The following is an 18,919-nucleotide window of genomic DNA, read 5'->3' as shown; positions in this document are numbered from 1 at the left end:
GAAATATGCTATAATAGAGAAAATAAAAACTAGAGGTTTATCATGACAAAATTATATGGAAGCTTGGAAGCGGGCGGTACAAAATTTGTCTGTGCTGTCGGTGATGAAAACTTTAACGTTGTAGAAAAAGTACAATTTCCAACAACGACTCCTATTGAAACAATTGATAAAACGATCGAATTCTTTTCAAAATTTGATAATCTTGCAGGCCTTGCCATTGGTTCATTTGGTCCTATTGATATCGATAAAAACTCAAAAACTTACGGATTTATCACAACAACTCCAAAACCTAACTGGGCAAATGTTGACTTGCTTGGTGCTCTCCGTCGCGCTTTGAACGTACCAATGTACTTCACAACAGACGTTAATAGTTCTGCCTACGGTGAAGTGGTAGCGCGTAATAACGCAGGTGGACGAATTGAAAACTTGGTTTATTACACAATCGGTACAGGTATCGGAGCAGGTGTTATCCAACGTGGTGAGTTTATCGGAGGTGTTGGTCACCCTGAAATGGGTCATTATTATGTAGCTAGACACCCAATGGATATTGAAAAAGAATTTAAAGGTGTTTGTCCTTTCCATAATGGATGTTTGGAAGGTTATGCAGCTGGTCCAAGTTTGGAAGCTCGTACAGGAATTCGTGGTGAAAACATCGAACTTAACAGCTCTGTATGGGATGTTCAAGCCTACTATATCGCTCAAGCAGCAGTAAACGCAACTGTAACTTTCCGTCCAGATGTTATCGTATTTGGTGGTGGGGTTATGGCCCAACAACACATGCTTGATCGTGTACGTGAGAAATTCACAGCTCTTCTCAATGGCTACCTACCAGTTCCAGATGTGCGTGACTATATCGTAACACCAGCTGTTGCTGGTAATGGTTCAGCGACACTTGGAAACTTCGTTCTTGCTAAGAGCGTTGCTAAATAAACATGAAAAAGGAGGCCGGGATATATCCCGGCCTCTTTCTTTAATCTTTTTCTATTTTGGTTTCCTGATGGAAAATATTTTGCCAAGTTTCGTGTCTGCGCCAGATACTGGTATGAATGGTATCGCCGACTTGGTAGCGGATGAGTTTAGTCTTTTGACTGATAGAAGTTAAATGAAGCTCCTTGATAGCAGAGGTCAATTCTTTTTCAGCCTTATAGGCTCCCTTGTCTAGTTCTTGTCCATCTTGACGGATATAAATAAAATCCTCAGCCAGTAACTCTTCCAGTTGATTTCCTTGGTCAATCAGTTGCTCTCTCATGAGCAATTTTTTATAGACATTATCTAGGATTTCATCCTCAGGGATTGGGGCTGGTTCGATGTGAATGTCAGTATCAAAGACACCAAATCGTTCTGATAACATAGATTCAACCTGGTCCGCAATTTCGTGACTCTCAAAAACAGAAAGATCTGGGTTCATCTCAAGTGTGATATCCAGATAGATATTGCTACCGTAAGTACGACCGCGTTGTGATTTGACTTTACTAATCTTAGGGATTTCCATGATAGCCTTTTGATAATCTTCAAGCAAGTGTTCATCAAAACCATCAGAAAGGCTGAAGGATGACTCGATAAAGATGTCATAAGCAGTTTTAAGAATAAAGAAAGTAATGATAATAGCGACCAACTTATCCACGATTGGATAGTTGAAGCTACTAGCCAGGATAGCAATAGAAGTTCCAAGAGATGTCACGGCATCTGACAGATTGTCCTTAGCTGCAGCCTTGAGGGCCTTGGACTTAGACTGCTTGCTGAGGTGAGTGTTGTAGAGATAGACTCCAAACATAATCACTGCAGAGATGACTCCCAACGTCGCACCAAGTGGGTCAATGACGGTTTGCTCTCGGCTGAGTATTTTTTGGATGGTGTCACGTAGAACATCAAAGCCAACGTAAAACATGATGATGGAAGTGATGAGACTTGCCAAGTCCTCGATTTTCCAGTGACCGAAGCGATGGTCTCTGTCTGCCGGTTGGCGGGCCAAACGAATTCCGATTAGAAGGGCAACATTTCCAACAATATCTGAAACGTTGTTAAAACCATCAGCCACCAAACTGGATGAATGGAGGAGGTGTCCGGTCGCTAGCTTAGCTGCAGACAAGAAAAGATAAGTCAAAATGCTGATAATGGCACCACGCTCAGCTAATTTTAAGTTTGAAACCGATTGATTCATCTAACTCCCTTTCTAGCATTTTAGTATTCTTTCATTATACTGGTTTTCCAAGGAAAATTCAAATGTGGGAAGTAAGTTAACTACACCTCAAAACTTGAAAACTTTTGAAATTCTGATATAATAGAACTACTCAAGGGAGTAGCTGGCGGGTATCCGCGATAGTGTCGTCATTCCGAATTATTTCCGGCACTATATTAAACAGCGAGACTTGTTTTTTTAAAAAACAGGTCTCTTTTTTTGTAAAAAGAGGCCAAAAAGGAGGAGACTGTTTTGTCAAAAGAACAAAATAAAGACTTGTTTTACACGCAATCTTCTGAGGAAGTCCTAAGGAATCTGGATTCATCTGTCGAAGGTTTGTCAACTGCTCAAGCTCAAGAACGCTTAGCGACTTATGGTCGTAATGAGTTAGAAGAGGGCGAAAAACGTAGCCTACTAGCTAAATTCCTTGATCAATTTAAGGATTTGATGATCATCATCTTGCTAGCGGCAGCGGCACTTTCTGTCATTACAGAAGGAATGGACGGTTTAACAGATGCCATTATCATCTTGGCCGTAGTTGTCCTGAATGCAGCCTTTGGTGTTTACCAAGAAGGTCAAGCAGAAGCAGCGATTGAGGCTTTGAAAAATATGTCTAGCCCAATGGCCCGTGTTCGTCGTGATGGTCTTGTCATTGAGATCGACTCAAAAGAATTGGTGCCTGGGGACATCGTCTTGCTTGAAGCTGGAGATGTAGTTCCTGCTGATATGCGCTTGCTGGAAGCGGCGTCTCTTAAAATCGAAGAAGCTGCTCTTACAGGGGAGTCTGTGCCAGTTGAAAAAGATGTGACAGGGCTTGTTGAAGCAGATGCTGGTATTGGGGACCGCGTTAATATGGGTTACCAAAACTCAAACGTAACTTACGGTCGTGGTATTGGTGTCGTAACAAACACTGGTATGTATACAGAAGTTGGTAAGATTGCAGATATGTTGGCTAATGCCGATGAGACTGAAACACCATTAAAGCAAAGCTTGGAACAATTATCTAAAGCCTTGACTTACTTAATCGTTGTGATTGCGGTCATTACTTTCTTAGTTGGTGTCTTCGTTCGTGGAGAGCATCCATTAGAAGGCTTGATGGTTGCGGTAGCCCTTGCGGTTGCGGCGATTCCAGAAGGACTTCCTGCTATTGTAACTATCGTTCTATCTTTAGGAACAACTACTCTTGCTAAACGTAATTCTATCGTTCGTAAATTGCCAGCGGTTGAAACTCTTGGTTCAACAGAAATCATCGCATCTGATAAAACAGGTACTTTGACTATGAACCAAATGACTGTTGAGAAGGTCTACACCAACGGTCAATTGCAAAGCTCAGCAGCTGAGATTGCTCCTAGCAACAATACGCTTCGCATCATGAACTTTGCTAATGATACCAAGGTAGACCCATCTGGTAAATTGATTGGGGATCCAACTGAGACAGCCCTTGTACAGTTTGGTTTGGATCACAACTTTGACGTTCGTGAAGTTTTGAAGGATGAGCCACGTGTGGCAGAGTTGCCATTTGACTCAGAACGTAAACTTATGTCTACCATCCATAAGGAAGCAGACGGTTCTTACTTTATCGCTGTCAAGGGGGCTCCTGACCAATTGCTTAAACGTGTGACGCATATTGAAGTCAATGGGGAAGTTCGTCCAATCACAGAAGAAGACAAACAAGCTATCCTTGCAACCAACAAAGATTTGGCTAAACAAGCCCTTCGTGTTTTGATGATGGCTTATAAGACAAGCAAGGAAATTCCAACTTTGGAATCTGAAATCGTTGAGTCTGACCTTATCTTCTCTGGTTTGGTCGGCATGATTGACCCTGAGCGTCCAGAAGCTGCAGAAGCTGTCCGTGTCGCTAAGGAAGCAGGCATCCGTCCAATCATGATCACGGGTGACCACCAAGATACAGCTGAAGCCATTGCCAAACGTCTTGGAATCATCGATCCAAATGATACAGAAGACCATGTCTTTACAGGGGCTGAGTTGAACGAACTGACTGATGAAGAATTCCAAAAGGTTTTCAAGCAATACTCTGTTTACGCTCGTGTATCACCTGAACACAAGGTTCGTATCGTGAAAGCATGGCAAAAAGAAGGTAAAGTTGTTGCCATGACAGGTGATGGAGTCAACGATGCACCATCACTTAAGACAGCTGATATCGGTATCGGTATGGGGATTACTGGTACAGAGGTTTCTAAGGGAGCTTCTGATATGGTCCTTGCCGATGACAACTTCGCAACCATTATCGTAGCGGTTGAAGAAGGACGTAAGGTCTTCTCAAATATCCAAAAATCAATTCAATACCTCTTGTCTGCCAATATGGCTGAGGTCTTCACTATCTTCTTTGCAACCCTCTTTGGTTGGGATGTGTTACAACCAGTGCATCTTCTCTGGATTAACTTGGTAACCGATACGCTTCCAGCCATCGCTCTTGGTGTTGAACCAGCTGAGCCAGGCGTTATGACCCACAAACCTCGTGGTCGTAAGTCAAACTTCTTTGACGGTGGTGTATTCGGAGCTATCCTTTATCAAGGTATCTTCCAAACCATGCTCGTTCTAGGTGTTTACGGTTGGGCAATTCTCTTCCCAGAGCATCAAGTTCAAACTGAAATCCACGCAGATGCCCTTACCATGGCCTTTGCAACTCTTGGTTTGATCCAATTGCTCCATGCCTTTAACGTTAAGTCTGTGTACCAATCAATCTTTACAGTCGGACTCTTCAAGAACAAGACCTTTAACTGGTCAATCCCAGTTGCCTTTGTCCTCTTGATGGTGACAATTTTGGTTCCAGGATTTAACAGCCTCTTCCACGTTTCACATTTGAGCTTGACTCAATGGATAGTGGTTGCTGTAGGAGCACTTATGATTGTTGTCCTTGTTGAGATTGTTAAAGCCATCCAACGAGCACTCGGAAAAGATAAAAACGCCATTTAACCACTATGAAAAGTCATCTTCGGATGGCTTTTTGTTTGTATATAAAGGTAAACTGACAAAGATTTTATGCTATAATCAAGGAGAATGATATGGTATGGAGGAAAGAATCTTGGAAAAGAAAATTGTCAAAGATATGATGTTTTTATCGCAGGTATCCCAGCCTGCGAGTCAAGAGGATTTACCCCTTGCAAAGGATTTGCAGGACACCCTACAGGCTAACCGTGAAACTTGTGTAGGACTAGCTGCCAATATGATTGGGGTGCAAAAACGTGTCATTATTTTTAATATCGGCATGATTCCTATGGTTATGTTTAATCCCGTTCTCAAGTCTTTTGAAGGGTCTTACGAGACCGAGGAAGGTTGCTTGTCTCTGACAGGAGTAAGACCAACAACCAGATATGAAAAGATTACAGTAAGATACAGAGATATCCAATGGCAAGAGCAGACCATTACCCTGACAGGCTTTCCTGCTCAGATTTGTCAGCATGAATTGGATCATTTGGAAGGACGTATCATTTAGGCTCAAATCCTTGGTGCTCCTAGAAAAATATGCTACACTAACACTATGAAGATTTTAATCCCAACTGCAAAAGAAATGAACACTGAAATCCCTAGTTTAGATGCAAAACCTTTGTCTCCTGAGAGTCAGGCTGTTCTGGATGAATTAGCTAGATATTCTGCCCAAGAACTAGAGATTTTTTATAAAATCTCTGCCGAAAAGGCGCAAGAGGAGTATGACCATATCCAAGCCTTGAAAAATGGAACGGCTAGAAACTATCCAGCCTTGCACCTCTTTGATGGACTTATGTATCGCAACATTAAACGAGAAAATCTAACCAAGAAAGAGCAAGCCTATCTGGAGAAACACCTCATGATAACGTCGGCTCTCTATGGTGTGATTCTGGCCTTTGCCCCCATTGCTCCCCACAGACTGGACTTTTTGATGAAACTCAAAGTCGCTGGAAAAAGCCTGAAAAGTCACTGGCAGTCAGCCTATGAAGAGTCGCTGAAGGGTGAAGAACTAATCTTTTCACTCTTGTCTTCTGAATTTGAAACTGTCTTTCCAAAAGAAATCCGAGAGAAGATGGTGACCTTTAAGTTTATGGAAGAGCGAGATGGAAAACTAAAAATCCATTCAACCATTTCAAAAAAAGCCAGAGGAGCCTTCTTAACAGCCTTGATGGAAGGTCAGGTAACCTCAGTTGAAGAGATTAAAAAACTCAGCTTTGCAGGTTTCCACTATCGAGAAGACCTGTCTACTAGCAAGGAATTGTATTTTGTAAAATAACAAATATAAAGCCTGCCCATGAATGTATCAGGGCAGGCTTTTTGTGATTTGGTGCTCCTATTTTTAGTTTTGAATGGTAGGAATTTTCACACAATTTTGGTATAATAGGACTATTAGAAAATTTCGAGGAGACAAACATGTCAGTTAAGATTGCTTTACTTGGATTTGGTACAGTAGCCAGTGGTGTGCCATTCTTGCTAAAGGAAAATAGAGAAAAAATTGTTCAAGCAGCCCAGTCAGAAATTGAAGTAGCTAAAGTTTTGGTTAAAGACGATCAAGAGAAAGCCCGCTTGCTTGAAGCAGGAAATGATTTTAATTTTGTAACAAATATCGATGAAATCTTGTCAGACAAAGACATCACGATCGTTGTTGAGTTGATGGGACGTATCGAGCCTGCTAAAACCTTTATCACTCGTGCTTTAGAAGCAGGTAAACACGTCGTAACAGCTAACAAGGACCTTTTGGCAGTCCATGGTGCAGAATTGCTTGAAATTGCCAAAGCTCATAATGTTGCTCTTTATTATGAAGCAGCAGTTGCCGGAGGAATTCCAATCCTTCGTACCTTGGTTAACTCACTAGCATCAGACAAAATCACTCGTGTTCTTGGTGTTGTCAATGGAACATCTAACTTCATGATGACTAAAATGGTAACCGAAGGTTGGTCTTACGAGGATGCTTTGGCAGAAGCCCAGCGACTTGGCTTTGCTGAAAGCGATCCAACCAATGATGTGGACGGGATTGATGCAGCCTACAAGATGGTTATCCTTAGCCAGTTTGCTTTTGGGATGAGTGTCAAGTTTGAAGATGTTGACCACCAAGGAATTCGCAACATCACTCCAGAAGATGTAGCAGTAGCTCAAGAGCTTGGTTATGTTGTTAAATTAGTTGGTTCTATCGAAGAAACAGCTTCTGGAATCGCTGCTGAAGTTACGCCAACCTTCCTTCCTAAAGAACACCCACTTGCAAGTGTTAACGGTGTTATGAATGCGGTCTTTGTGGAATCTATCGGTATCGGCGAATCTATGTACTATGGACCAGGTGCAGGTCAAAAACCAACTGCAACAAGTGTTGTGGCTGATATTGCCCGTATCGTTCGTCGTTTGAATGATGGAACAATTGGAAAAGCCTTTAATGAATACAGCCGTCCAGTGGTCTTGGCTAAGCCAGAAGATGTCAAAGCCAACTACTATTTCTCAATCTTGGCTCCAGACTCAAAAGGTCAAGTCTTGAAATTGGCTGAACTCTTTAACGCAGAAGATATTTCCTTCAAGCAAATCCTACAAGATGGCAAGCAAGAAGGCAAGGCTCGTATTGTCATCATCACTCATAAAATCAACAAGGCGCAACTTGAAAATATTACAGCAGCTTTGAAGCGTGTATCTGAGTTTGAACTTCTCAACACTTTCAAGGTTTTAGGAGACTAAGATGAAGATTATTGTACCTGCTACAAGTGCTAATGTGGGTCCAGGTTTTGACTCTGTTGGTGTAGCTGTAACTAAGTATCTAGAAATTCAGGTTTGTGAGGAACGTGAAGAATGGATGATTGAGCACCAATTAGGCAAATGGATTCCACGTGACGAGCGTAATCTTTTGCTGAAGATTGCTCTACAGATTGTTCCAGACCTACAACCTAGACGTTTGAAGATGGTCAGTGACATTCCGCTTGCGCGTGGACTAGGTTCATCGAGCTCGGTCATCGTTGCTGGGATTGAACTGGCCAATCAACTCGGAAACTTGAAGCTAAGCAAACATGAAAAATTACAGTTGGCGATTAAGATTGAGGGACACCCTGATAATGTTGCACCTGCTATCTATGGAAATCTCGTCATTGCAAGCTCAGTCGAAGGCCAGGTTTCAGCAGTTGTGGCGCCCTTCCCAGAGTGTGCTTTCTTAGCTTATATTCCAAACTATGAATTGCGAACTCGCGATAGTCGTGGTGTCTTGCCAAAGAAACTCTCTTACAAGGAAGCTGTTGCAGCAAGTTCTATCGCCAATGTGGCTATTGCAGCCCTACTGACTGGAGATATGCTCAAAGCAGGCCAAGCGATTGAGAGTGACCTCTTCCACGAGCGTTACCGTCAAGAACTGGTGCGAGAATTTGCGACCATCAAAAAAGTTGCCAAGAAAAATGGTGCTTATGCAACCTACCTCTCTGGAGCTGGTCCGACTGTCATGGTCTTGGCTGACCCTGACAAGATGCCAAAGATTAAGGCAGAGCTTGAAAAGCAACCTTTCAAAGGCAAGCTTCATGATTTACAAGTAGACACAGAAGGCGTTCGCGTCGAAGCAAAATAAATTTAGCAATAGGATGGGGAAACTCTCTATTAGAGGGCTTCCTGTCCTTTTTTTGAAAATGAAAGATGGGATATGAAATGATTCCCGTGTTTAGCGACCGACAGACGGTCAAGGAGGATTTGAAATGGCAGAAATATATCTAGCAGGCGGTTGTTTTTGGGGCTTGGAAGAGTACTTTTCACGTATTTCTGGAGTGCTGCAAACCAGTGTTGGTTACGCTAATGGTCAAGTAGAAACTACCAATTATCAATTGATTAAAGAAACAGATCATGCAGAGACTGTTCAAGTTATTTATGATGAAAAGGCAGTCTCGCTTCGTGAAATTTTACTCTATTATTTCCGAGTTATCGATCCCCTTTCTGTCAACCAACAAGGAAATGACCGTGGTCGTCAATACCGCACAGGGATTTATTATCAAGATGAAGAGGATTTGCCAACCATCCATACGGTCGTTCGAGAACAAGAGCTTCTTATCGGTCGTAAAATAGCGGTAGAAGTGGAGAAGCTTCGTCACTATATCCTGGCTGAGGACTATCACCAAGACTACCTCAAGAAAAATCCTGGTGGTTATTGCCACATTGATGTGAGGGATGCTGAGAAACCACTGATAGATGCCGCCAACTATGAAAAACCTAGTCAGGCAGTTTTACGAGAGAATTTGTCAGAAGAGTCTTATAGAGTTACCCAAGAAGCAGCAACGGAAGCTCCATTTAGCAATGCCTACGACCAAACTTTTGAGGAAGGAATTTATGTCGATATCACGACTGGGGAGCCCCTCTTCTTTGCCAAGGATAAGTTTGCCTCAGGCTGTGGTTGGCCAAGCTTTAGTAGCCCCATTTCTAAAGAGCTTATCCACTACTACAAAGACTTGAGTCATGGTATGGAACGTATCGAAGTCCGGTCACGTTCGGGTAATGCCCACTTGGGGCATGTCTTTACAGACGGGCCTCAGGAACTAGGTGGTTTACGCTATTGCATTAATTCTGCTTCTTTACGATTCATTGCTAAGGATGAAATGGAAGAGGCTGGCTATGGCTACCTACTTCCATATTTGAACAAGTAGAAAAGATGGTGGTTTTTCCACCTTCTTCATTTTGAAAATAGAAGGGACACATGAAACAATTACTTTCTTACTTTAAACCCTACCTGAAAGAGTCTTTCCTAGCACCCTTGTTTAAGTTGTTAGAGGCTGTCTTTGAACTTTTGGTTCCCATGGTAATAGCTGGGATTGTCGACCAATCCATTACTCAAAAAGATCAGGGTCATCTGTGGATGCAAATAGGCCTCCTCTTTGTGTTTGCAGTTATTGGTGTTTTGGTAGCTTTAGTAGCCCAGTTTTACTCAGCCAAGGCAGCAGTTGGCTTTACCAAGGAGTTGACCAATGACCTCTATCGTCATATTCTCTCTTTGCCTAAGGATAGTCGAGATCGTTTGACGACTTCGAGTTTGGTGACACGTTTGACTTCAGATACCTATCAGATTCAGACAGGTATCAATCAATTTTTACGCCTCTTTTTAAGGGCGCCTATTATTGTTTTCGGTGCCATTTTTATGGCTTATCGACTGTCGCCTGAATTGACTCTATGGTTCTTGGTCATGGTTGCCATTTTGACCTTTGTCATTGTCGTGTTATCACGCTTGGTCAATCCTCTATATAGCAGTTTGAGAAAGAAAACAGACCAGCTGGTTCAGGAAACACGCCAACAATTACAAGGGATGCGCGTGATTCGTGCCTTTGGGCAAGAAAAACGAGAAATCGAGAACTTCCAACGACTCAACCAAATCTATACGGCTATCCAAATGAAAACAGGCTACTGGTCTAGTCTATTGACCCCCTTGACCTATTTGATTGTCAACGGAACTTTGCTGGTGATTATCTGGAATGGTTATCTTTCTATCCAGGGAGGATGGCTCAGTCAGGGTGCCTTGATTGCCTTAATCAACTATCTCCTGCAAATCTTAGTCGAATTGATCAAGCTGGCCATGCTGATCAATTCACTCAACCAGTCCTATATATCAGCTAAGCGTATTGAGGAAGTCTTCGCTGAACAACCTGAGGATATACTGGCAGAAATTGAGAAAAGGGAAGGTTTGTTGAACCAGTCCTTACGAGTTGAACACTTGAGCTTTACCTACCCAGATGCTGCTCAACCTTCTCTGAGAGATATTTCTTTTGATATGCAACAAGGGCAGATTCTTGGGATTATAGGGGGAACTGGTTCTGGTAAGTCAACCTTGGTCCAGGTTTTACTTGGTTTGTACAAACCAGATAAAGGAACAGTGGGCCTCTATCAGGCTGGACATAGCCCTCGGGATCTGGCCCAATGGCGGTCCTGGATAGCCTATGTCCCTCAAAAGGTTGAACTTTTTAAGGGAACGATTCGTTCCAATTTGACTTTAGGTATGGAAAATCCTGTCTCGGACCAAGAACTCTGGCAGGCTTTAGAAATTGCCCAGGCCAAGGACTTTGTCAGTGAAAAGGATGGTCAGCTGGACGCAGAGGTCCAAGCGGGTGGCCGTAATTTCTCAGGTGGGCAAAAACAACGTTTATCGATTGCCCGAGCAGTTTTACGTCAAGCTCCTTTTCTCATCCTCGATGATGCGACGTCAGCCCTTGATACCATTACTGAGTCCAATCTTCTGAAGGCTGTTCAGGAAAACTTGCCTGATACTAGTTTAATCTTGATTTCCCAACGAACTTCGACTTTGAAGATTGCAGATCAAATTCTCCTTTTAGAAAAAGGTCAGCAATTAGCACTCGGAAATCATGAGGAATTGATGAAGATTAGTCAAGTCTATCGTGAAATCAATGCATCCCAACATGGAAAGGAGGACTAGAATGAAAGGTAAACATGCAAGTCAAACCCTCAAACGTTTGGCAAAAGATTTAGCAAGTCATCCCGTCCTTCTTTTTCTAGCTTTCTTGGGAACCATTGCTCAAGTGGCCCTATCAATCTATCTTCCATTCTTGATAGGACAGGTAATTGACCAAGTCTTGGTGACGGGCTCTTCTCAGATATTCTGGCAGATTTTTCTCCAGATGATATTGGTGGTGATAGGAAATACACTGGTACAATGGGCCAATCCCCTCCTATACAACCGTCTCATATTTTCCTATACCAGAGATTTACGTGAAAAAATCATCGATAAGCTCCATCGTCTTCCGATTGCCTTGGTAGACAGACAGGGGAGTGGAGAAATGGTCAGCCGTGTGACGACAGATATCGAGCAGTTAGCAGCAGGACTGAACATGATATTTAATCAATTTTTCATCGGAATTCTGATGATTTTGGTCAGCATCCTTGCCATGCTGCAGATTCATCTTTTGATGACTCTCTTGGTCTTGCTCTTAACACCTCTGTCTATGGTTATTTCACGCTTTATTGCCAAGAGATCCTACCATCTCTTTCAGAAGCAGACAGAAACGAGGGGGATTCAAACTCAGCTAATCGAAGAATCCCTCACCCAGCAGAACATTATCCAGTCCTTCAATGCCCAGGAAGAATTTATCGAGAGACTTCATGAGGCAAATGACAACTACGCAGGTTATTCTCAGTCAGCTATCTTTTATTCTTCGACAGTCAATCCTTCAACTCGTTTTGTCAATGCCCTCATTTATGCGCTCCTAGCTGGCGTTGGGGCCTTGCGAATCATGGCAGGTTCTACTTTGACGGTTGGTCGATTGGTAACCTTTTTGAACTATGTGCAGCAGTATACCAAGCCCTTTAACGATATTTCATCGGTCTTAGCTGAGTTGCAAAGTGCTCTAGCCTGTGCTGAACGTGTTTATGCAGTTTTAGAAAGCCCTGAGGTTACAGAAACGGGTCAGGAAGTCTTGACTAGCAATCAAGTCAAGGGAGCTATTTCCTTTAATCATGTCTCCTTTGGCTACAATCCTGAAAAGATCTTAATCAAGGACTTGTCTATTGACATTCCAGCTGGTAGTAAGGTTGCCATCGTTGGGCCAACGGGTGCAGGGAAGTCCACCCTTATCAATCTCCTCATGCGTTTTTACCCGATTAACTCTGGAGATATTTTACTGGATGGTCATTCGATTTATGACTATACCCGAGCTTCTCTTCGACAGCAGTTTGGGATGGTACTTCAAGAAACCTGGCTCAAGCAAGGAACCATTCATGACAATATTGCTTTTGGAAATCCTGGAGCAAGTCGAGAGCAGGTTATTGCAGCAGCTAAGGCAGCAAATGCGGACTTCTTTATTCAGCAGTTGCCACAGGGTTATGATACCAAGCTTGAAAATGCAGGTGAATCCTTGTCTGTCGGTCAGGCTCAGCTCTTAACCATTGCTCGTGTCTTTCTAGCCATTCCTAAGATTCTTATTTTAGATGAAGCAACCTCATCCATCGATACCCGTACCGAGGTTCTGGTTCAGGATGCCTTTGCCAAACTCATGAAAGGACGGACAAGCTTTATCATCGCCCACCGTTTGTCAACCATTCAGGATGCTGATTTGATTCTTGTCTTGGTGGATGGAGATATTGTCGAACATGGTAGCCATCAGGAACTCATGGCGAGAAAAGGCAAATACTATCAAATGCAAAAAGCAGCAGCCTTTAGTCCAGAGTAAATCGTAAAACGTTTTTAATCCAATAAACAACAAGAAAAGTTGCCTTCGGGTGACTTTTTTGTTACAATAGCTAGAAAAATTATCCAGTATGAATTCCTATTTAGAAAAGGAGCCTATTGATGAAAGTCTTTCAGCATGTAAATATCGTGACTTGTGACCATGATTTCCACGTTTATCTGGATGGGATTTTAGCTGTTAAAGAATCCCAAATCGTCTATGTCGGTCAGGAAAATCAAGAGATTCTCAAACAAGCAAATCAAGTCATAGACTATCAGGGGGCTTGGATTATGCCTGGCTTGGTTAACTGCCATACCCATTCTGCCATGACAGGTTTGAGAGGCATTCGTGATGATAGCAATCTCCACGAATGGCTGGAGGACTATATCTGGCCAGCTGAGGCAGAATTCACACCAGAGATGACTACAAAGGCCGTCAAAGAGGCTCTAACAGAGATGCTCCAGTCAGGAACGACAACATTCAACGATATGTACAATCCTAATGGAGTGGAGATAGAGAAGATTTATGAAGCGGTCAAGGCTTCCAAGATGCGATGCTATTTTTCTCCAACCCTCTTTTCTTCAGATGTGGAGACGACAGACGAGACTATATCCAGAACGCGTGCTATTATCGCGACAATCAAAGGCTATCAGGATCCCAATTTCAAGGTGATGGTGGCTCCGCATTCGCCCTACAGTTGTAGTCGAGAATTGTTAGAGGCTAGTTTAAACCTAGCAAAAGAAGAAGATATTCCGCTTCATATCCACGTTGCAGAAACAAAAGAAGAGTCAGGCATTATCCTGAAGCGTTATGGCAAACGTCCAATAGCCTTTTTATATGAACTTGGCTATTTAGATCATCAGGCTGTCTTTGCCCATGGTGTGGAGTTGAATGAAGCAGAAATTACCCGCTTGGCAGATTCACAAGTCGCCATCGCCCACAATCCTATCAGTAACCTCAAACTGGCCTCAGGGATTGCACCAGTTGTCCAACTTCAACAAGCAGGAGTAGCAGTTGGTATCGCGACAGACTCAGTTGCTTCTAACAATAACCTTGATATGTTTGAGGAAGGTCGTACAGCAGCCCTTTTACAGAAAATGAAGAGTGGAGATGCCAGTCAATTTCCAATTGAAACTGCCCTCAAGGCACTGACGATTGAAGGAGCTAAGGTATTGGGAATGGAGGATGAAATTGGTAGCCTAGAAGTTGGCAAGCAAGCAGACTTTCTTGTCATTCAACCCCAAGGGAAAATCCATCTTCAACCCCAAGAAAACATGCTGTCTCACCTAGTTTACGCTGTCAAATCCAGTGATGTTGATCATGTCTATATTGCTGGTCACCAAGTCGTGAAGGACGGTCAAGTGTGGACAGTTAACTTGTAAAAAGTAGTATAAATTCTCTAAATCTCATGGGAAATTTCTTGTGAGATTTTTAAAGTTTTGCTAGAAATCAGGCGAGTAGACCTCTTACAGAAATATATTGATAATAAATTGGAGAAACACCGATTAGATAAATAAAAAAAATTATGGTATAATAAAAAGATACAATTAAAGGAGTATGTATGGACATTTCAGAAATTCGTCAAAAAATTGACGCAAATCGTGAAAAATTAGCTTCTTTCAGGGGGTCTCTTTGACCTCGAAGGTTTAGAGGAAGAAATTGCCATTTTGGAAAACAAAATGACGGAACCTGATTTTTGGAACGATAATATTGCGGCCCAAAAAACGTCGCAAGAATTAAACGAACTTAAAAATACCTATAATACCTTCCACAAGATGGATGAGTTGCAGGATGAAGTTGAGATTTTACTAGACTTTTTGGCAGAGGATGAATCCGTTAAGGATGAGTTGGTTGAAAAACTCGATGAGTTAGATCAGATGATGACTAGCTACGAAATGACCCTTCTCTTGTCAGAACCCTATGATCACAACAATGCTATCCTAGAAATCCATCCGGGTTCAGGGGGAACAGAGGCTCAAGACTGGGGCGATATGCTCCTTCGTATGTATACTCGCTATGGAAATGCCAAAGGCTTCAAGGTTGAGGTCTTGGACTACCAAGCAGGTGATGAGGCAGGAATCAAGTCAGTAACCTTGTCTTTTGAAGGACCAAATGCTTATGGTCTTCTCAAGTCAGAGATGGGAGTTCACCGTTTGGTCCGAATCTCACCATTTGACTCTGCTAAACGTCGCCACACCTCATTTACTTCTGTAGAAGTTATGCCAGAGTTGGATGATACCATCGAAGTTGAAATCCGTGAGGATGATATCAAGATGGATACCTTCCGTTCAGGTGGAGCAGGTGGACAAAACGTCAACAAGGTTTCAACAGGTGTCCGCTTGACTCACATTCCAACAGGTATCGTCGTAGCATCAACTGTTGACCGTACTCAGTATGGGAACCGTGACCGTGCTATGAAGATGCTTCAGGCAAAACTCTACCAGATGGAGCAGGAAAAGAAAGCTGCTGAGGTAGACTCGCTCAAGGGTGAGAAAAAGGAAATTACATGGGGAAGCCAAATCCGCTCCTATGTATTTACGCCTTATACAATGGTAAAAGACCATCGTACAAACTTTGAAGTAGCGCAAGTAGATAAGGTTATGGATGGAGACCTAGATGGTTTCATCGATGCTTATCTGAAATGGCGTATTAGTTAAAAGAAAGGAAGTCACATGTCAATCATTGAAATGAGAGATGTTGTCAAAAAATACGACAACGGGACAACAGCCCTACGTGGCATCACTGTAAATATCGATGCAGGAGAATTCGCCTACATCGTAGGACCTTCAGGTGCTGGTAAATCAACCTTTATCCGTGCCTTGTATCGTGAGGTCAAAATCGATAAAGGAAGCTTGCAAGTTGCAGGTTATAACCTGGTTAAGATCAAAAAGAAAGATATTCCGTTCTTGCGTAGAAATGTCGGAGTAGTCTTTCAGGATTACAAACTTTTGCCAAAGAAAACCGTTTATGAGAACATTGCATACGCAATGGAGGTTGTTGGTGAAAGTCGTCGTAACATCAAAAAACGTGTTATGGAAGTCTTGGACCTTGTCGGTTTGAAGCACAAGGTTCGTTCATTCCCAAATGAGCTTTCGGGTGGTGAGCAACAACGTATCGCCATCGCGCGTGCTATTGTAAACAATCCTAAGGTTTTGATTGCCGACGAACCAACAGGTAACTTGGACCCAGATAACTCATGGGAAATCATGAACCTCTTGGAACGTATCAATCTCCAAGGGACAACTGTTTTGATGGCGACCCACAACAGCCAAATCGTAAATACCTTGCGCCACCGCGTTATTGCCATCGAAAATGGTCGCGTGGTACGTGATGAAGCGAAAGGAGAGTACGGATACGATGATTAGTAGATTTTTCCGCCATCTATTCGAAGCTTTAAAAAGTTTAAAGCGTAATGGATGGATGACCATTGCTGCCATCAGTTCAGTAATGATTACCTTGACCTTGGTTGCTATCTTTGCTTCAGTTATTTTTAACACTGCGAAATTAGCAACTGATATCGAAAACAACGTCCGCGTCATGGTTTATGTTCGTAAAGACGTTGAAGACAACAGTGAAACCATTGTAAAAGAAGGCCAAACAGTCACGAACAATGACTACCACAAGGTCTACAATGCCCTAAAAGCCCTGCCAGCTGTTAAAAATGTAACCTTCTCAAGTAAAGAAGAACAGTACCAAAAGCTGACTGAAACTATGGGTGACGAGTGGAAGGTGTTTGAAGGAGACGCAAACCCTCTTCATGATGCCTACATCGTAGATACCAATTCACCAAGTGATGTAAAACCAGTAGCTGAAGAAGCTAAGAAAATCGAAGGTGTCTCTGAAGTTCAAGACGGTGGTGCCAATACCGAACGTCTCTTCAAGTTGGCTTCCTTCATCCGTGTATGGGGATTGGTCATCGCAGGACTCTTGATTTTCATCGCAGTCTTCTTGATTTCAAATACCATCCGTATTACTATCATTTCACGTAGTCGTGAAATCCAAATCATGCGTTTGGTTGGTGCTAAGAATAGCTACATCCGTGGTCCATTCTTGCTAGAAGGTGCCTTTATCGGATTGTTGGGAGCAGCCCTTCCATCAGCTTTGGTTTACTTTATCTATAATAAAGTCTTCCAATCTGTCAACCCATCCTTGGTTGGTCAAAATCTATCCTTGATTACACCGAATACCTTTATTCCAATGATGATTGGTCTCTTGTTCCTCATCGGAATCTGTATCGGTTCACTTGGTTCAGGAATCTCAATGCGTCGATTCTTGAAAATCTAAGTTAAATAACTTGATAAAACACATAAAAAAGTGGGATGTCATCAAGACTTCACAGAGCTTGATGCCCCGCTTTTTCTTTTGGTCTTGGGGCTCAGTCGCTTGCCAATTTTGGGTAAAGAGTGTATGATAGGAAAGGACCTTTTTTACTAATATGAATAATGAATGAGGAAAAGATGAAACAATTTTTGGAAAAAGTGAGTATACTCTCCCTATCGTTAGTATTGATCACATCGTTTTCAATTTCGAGTGCCCTGCCAGCCATGTTTGACTATTATCAGGGCTACTCAAAAGGCCAGGTCGAACTCTTGGTCAGCCTCCCATCCTTTGGGATTATGGCCATGCTTTTGTTAAATGGTGTTCTTGAGCGTATGTTCCCTGAACGCCTCCAGTTGACCTTGGGACTTTTAATCTTGTCAATCAGCGGAACTGCACCTTTCTGGTATCAGGGCTATTACTTTGTCTTTGCGACCCGCTTGCTATTTGGACTCGGAGTTGGGATGCTCAATGCCAAGGCTATTTCGATCATCAGTGAACGTTACCACGGAAAAACTCGTATCCAGATGCTTGGTTTTCGTGGCTCAGCTGAGGTAGTAGGAGCCTCTATCTTGACATTGGCAGTCGGTCAGCTTTTAGCATTTGGTTGGACAGCAACCTTTCTAGCCTATGCAGCAGGTCTAGTGGTTCTCGTACTCTTCCTTCTCTTTGTCCCTTATGGAAAAGGAGAAGCTCATGAGTCCAAGCAAAAGACAGAAGAAGCAGCCAAACTAACTCGCTCCATGCTACAGTTGATTTTCTTCCTTGCCATTGGTGCTGCTGTCATCGTGTGTACCAATACGGCTATTACCTTCCGTATTCCTAGTCTCATGATTGAGGCAGATTTTGGGGATGCTCAGTTGTCTAGTCTGGTCCTTAGTGCCATGCAGTTAATCGGTATTTTAGCAGGAATCAGCTTTTCTTACCTCATCTCTGCCTTTAAGGAAAAACTTCTATTGGTCGCAGGTGTTACCTTTGGGATTGGGCAAATTATCATTGCCTTAGCACCATCACTCTGGGTGGTTGTTGCAGGTTCGATTCTTGGAGGCTTTGCCTACAGTATTGCTCTAACGACAGTCTTTCAGTTGATATCTGAGAGAATCCCAGCAAAACTCCTCAACAAAGCGACTTCCTATGCGGTTTTGGGATGCTCTTCTGGTGCATCTTTAACACCATTTGTGCTATCAGGGATTGGCTTCATAACTACGGATGGTCGAATGACCTTTATCATACTAGGGACATGGATGATTGCTACATCTGTGCTTGTTTCCTTTTTATTGAAAAAAGAAGCCTAACAAAGAAAAACTCAAGGATGAAT

At 42.7% G+C, this 18,919-nt stretch carries 15 protein-coding genes; 14 read left to right on the top strand and 1 reads right to left on the bottom strand.

The annotated features are described in order from the left end of the window. Positions 1–42 precede the first annotated feature (42 nt). Positions 43–930: a fructokinase ScrK gene (gene scrK, locus GOM46_RS06250; protein WP_006149855.1), complete on the top strand. Its 888-nt coding sequence runs from the start codon at positions 43–45 to the stop codon at positions 928–930. 40 nt (positions 931–970) lie between these two features. Here the strand turns inward: scrK and GOM46_RS06245 are convergent, their stop codons facing one another. Further along, on the bottom strand, positions 971–2,161 hold the full coding sequence (locus GOM46_RS06245) for a cation diffusion facilitator family transporter (protein ID WP_006149949.1): 1,191 nt from the start codon (positions 2,159–2,161) through the stop codon (positions 971–973). Positions 2,162–2,431: 270 nt separating this feature from the next. Between GOM46_RS06245 and GOM46_RS06240 the strand changes: the two genes are divergently transcribed. The 13 genes from GOM46_RS06240 to GOM46_RS06180 all read left to right on the top strand — a co-directional run bounded on the left by GOM46_RS06240 (position 2,432) and on the right by GOM46_RS06180 (position 18,896). Next, entirely contained in the window at positions 2,432–5,116 is a 2,685-nt protein-coding gene (locus tag GOM46_RS06240; protein WP_006149899.1) for a cation-translocating P-type ATPase, read from the top strand. Between the two features lie 109 nt (positions 5,117–5,225). Next, a complete protein-coding gene (locus tag GOM46_RS06235; protein ID WP_025169966.1) occupies positions 5,226–5,636 on the top strand; it encodes a peptide deformylase in 411 nt (136 codons plus the stop codon). 45 nt (positions 5,637–5,681) lie between these two features. Next, positions 5,682–6,404, top strand: coding sequence for a peroxide stress protein YaaA (gene yaaA, locus GOM46_RS06230; RefSeq protein ID WP_006149943.1), 723 nt, complete (start codon positions 5,682–5,684; stop codon positions 6,402–6,404). Between the two features lie 137 nt (positions 6,405–6,541). Continuing rightward, a complete protein-coding gene (locus GOM46_RS06225) occupies positions 6,542–7,828 on the top strand; it encodes a homoserine dehydrogenase (protein WP_006149863.1) in 1,287 nt (428 codons plus the stop codon). A 1-nt stretch (position 7,829) separates the two neighbouring features. Beyond that, entirely contained in the window at positions 7,830–8,699 is an 870-nt protein-coding gene (gene thrB, locus GOM46_RS06220; RefSeq protein ID WP_006149783.1) for a homoserine kinase, read from the top strand. 124 nt (positions 8,700–8,823) lie between these two features. Next, on the top strand, positions 8,824–9,762 hold the full coding sequence (gene msrB, locus GOM46_RS06215; RefSeq protein ID WP_006149861.1) for a peptide-methionine (R)-S-oxide reductase MsrB: 939 nt from the start codon (positions 8,824–8,826) through the stop codon (positions 9,760–9,762). Between the two features lie 50 nt (positions 9,763–9,812). Further along, positions 9,813–11,537 (top strand): ABC transporter ATP-binding protein, encoded by a 1,725-nt coding sequence (locus GOM46_RS06210; RefSeq protein WP_006149900.1) that lies wholly within the window; start codon positions 9,813–9,815, stop codon positions 11,535–11,537. A 1-nt stretch (position 11,538) separates the two neighbouring features. Continuing rightward, complete coding sequence (locus GOM46_RS06205; protein ID WP_006149792.1) at positions 11,539–13,287, top strand: ABC transporter ATP-binding protein; 1,749 nt, start codon at positions 11,539–11,541, stop codon at positions 13,285–13,287. A 119-nt stretch (positions 13,288–13,406) separates the two neighbouring features. Continuing rightward, positions 13,407–14,666 carry a TRZ/ATZ family protein gene (locus GOM46_RS06200; protein WP_235083349.1) on the top strand — a complete coding sequence of 420 codons (1,260 nt, stop codon included), beginning with the start codon at positions 13,407–13,409 and terminating at the stop codon, positions 14,664–14,666. Positions 14,667–14,845: 179 nt separating this feature from the next. Beyond that, positions 14,846–15,941 (top strand): peptide chain release factor 2 gene (gene prfB, locus GOM46_RS06195; protein ID WP_100069481.1). Its coding sequence is split into 2 segments (ribosomal slippage): positions 14,846–14,917 and positions 14,919–15,941, totalling 1,095 coding nucleotides; the frame shifts between segments, so codons are not numbered across the junction. A 15-nt stretch (positions 15,942–15,956) separates the two neighbouring features. Beyond that, positions 15,957–16,649, top strand: a complete 693-nt coding sequence (gene ftsE, locus GOM46_RS06190; protein WP_004251332.1) for a cell division ATP-binding protein FtsE — start codon at positions 15,957–15,959, stop codon at positions 16,647–16,649. Then, positions 16,642–17,568, top strand: coding sequence for a permease-like cell division protein FtsX (gene ftsX, locus GOM46_RS06185; protein WP_006149801.1), 927 nt, complete (start codon positions 16,642–16,644; stop codon positions 17,566–17,568). The genes ftsE and ftsX overlap by 8 nt, the downstream gene beginning before the upstream one ends. Positions 17,569–17,741: 173 nt before the next feature. Beyond that, positions 17,742–18,896: an MFS transporter gene (locus GOM46_RS06180; protein WP_025169968.1), complete on the top strand. Its 1,155-nt coding sequence runs from the start codon at positions 17,742–17,744 to the stop codon at positions 18,894–18,896. Positions 18,897–18,919 lie beyond the last annotated feature (23 nt).

Source organism: Streptococcus infantis (genome assembly GCF_021497965.1).
GTDB classification, from domain to species: Bacteria; Bacillota; Bacilli; order Lactobacillales; family Streptococcaceae; genus Streptococcus; species Streptococcus infantis_B.
Note: the sequence above shows the minus strand (reverse complement) of the source record. Positions and strands in the feature narration are given on the sequence as shown.

What these genes read in the sequence shown, in the direction of transcription:
- scrK (WP_006149855.1), top strand. Translation starts at nt 43, where the DNA reads ATGACAAAATTATATGGAAGCTTGGAAGCGGGCGGTACAAAATTTGTC.
- GOM46_RS06245 (WP_006149949.1), bottom strand. Translation starts at nt 2,161, where the DNA reads ATGAATCAATCGGTTTCAAACTTAAAATTAGCTGAGCGTGGTGCCATT.
- yaaA (WP_006149943.1), top strand. Translation starts at nt 5,682, where the DNA reads ATGAAGATTTTAATCCCAACTGCAAAAGAAATGAACACTGAAATCCCT.
- GOM46_RS06225 (WP_006149863.1), top strand. Translation starts at nt 6,542, where the DNA reads ATGTCAGTTAAGATTGCTTTACTTGGATTTGGTACAGTAGCCAGTGGT.
- thrB (WP_006149783.1), top strand. Translation starts at nt 7,830, where the DNA reads ATGAAGATTATTGTACCTGCTACAAGTGCTAATGTGGGTCCAGGTTTT.
- msrB (WP_006149861.1), top strand. Translation starts at nt 8,824, where the DNA reads ATGGCAGAAATATATCTAGCAGGCGGTTGTTTTTGGGGCTTGGAAGAG.
- GOM46_RS06210 (WP_006149900.1), top strand. Translation starts at nt 9,813, where the DNA reads ATGAAACAATTACTTTCTTACTTTAAACCCTACCTGAAAGAGTCTTTC.
- GOM46_RS06205 (WP_006149792.1), top strand. Translation starts at nt 11,539, where the DNA reads ATGAAAGGTAAACATGCAAGTCAAACCCTCAAACGTTTGGCAAAAGAT.
- GOM46_RS06200 (WP_235083349.1), top strand. Translation starts at nt 13,407, where the DNA reads ATGAAAGTCTTTCAGCATGTAAATATCGTGACTTGTGACCATGATTTC.
- ftsE (WP_004251332.1), top strand. Translation starts at nt 15,957, where the DNA reads ATGTCAATCATTGAAATGAGAGATGTTGTCAAAAAATACGACAACGGG.
- ftsX (WP_006149801.1), top strand. Translation starts at nt 16,642, where the DNA reads ATGATTAGTAGATTTTTCCGCCATCTATTCGAAGCTTTAAAAAGTTTA.
- GOM46_RS06180 (WP_025169968.1), top strand. Translation starts at nt 17,742, where the DNA reads ATGAAACAATTTTTGGAAAAAGTGAGTATACTCTCCCTATCGTTAGTA.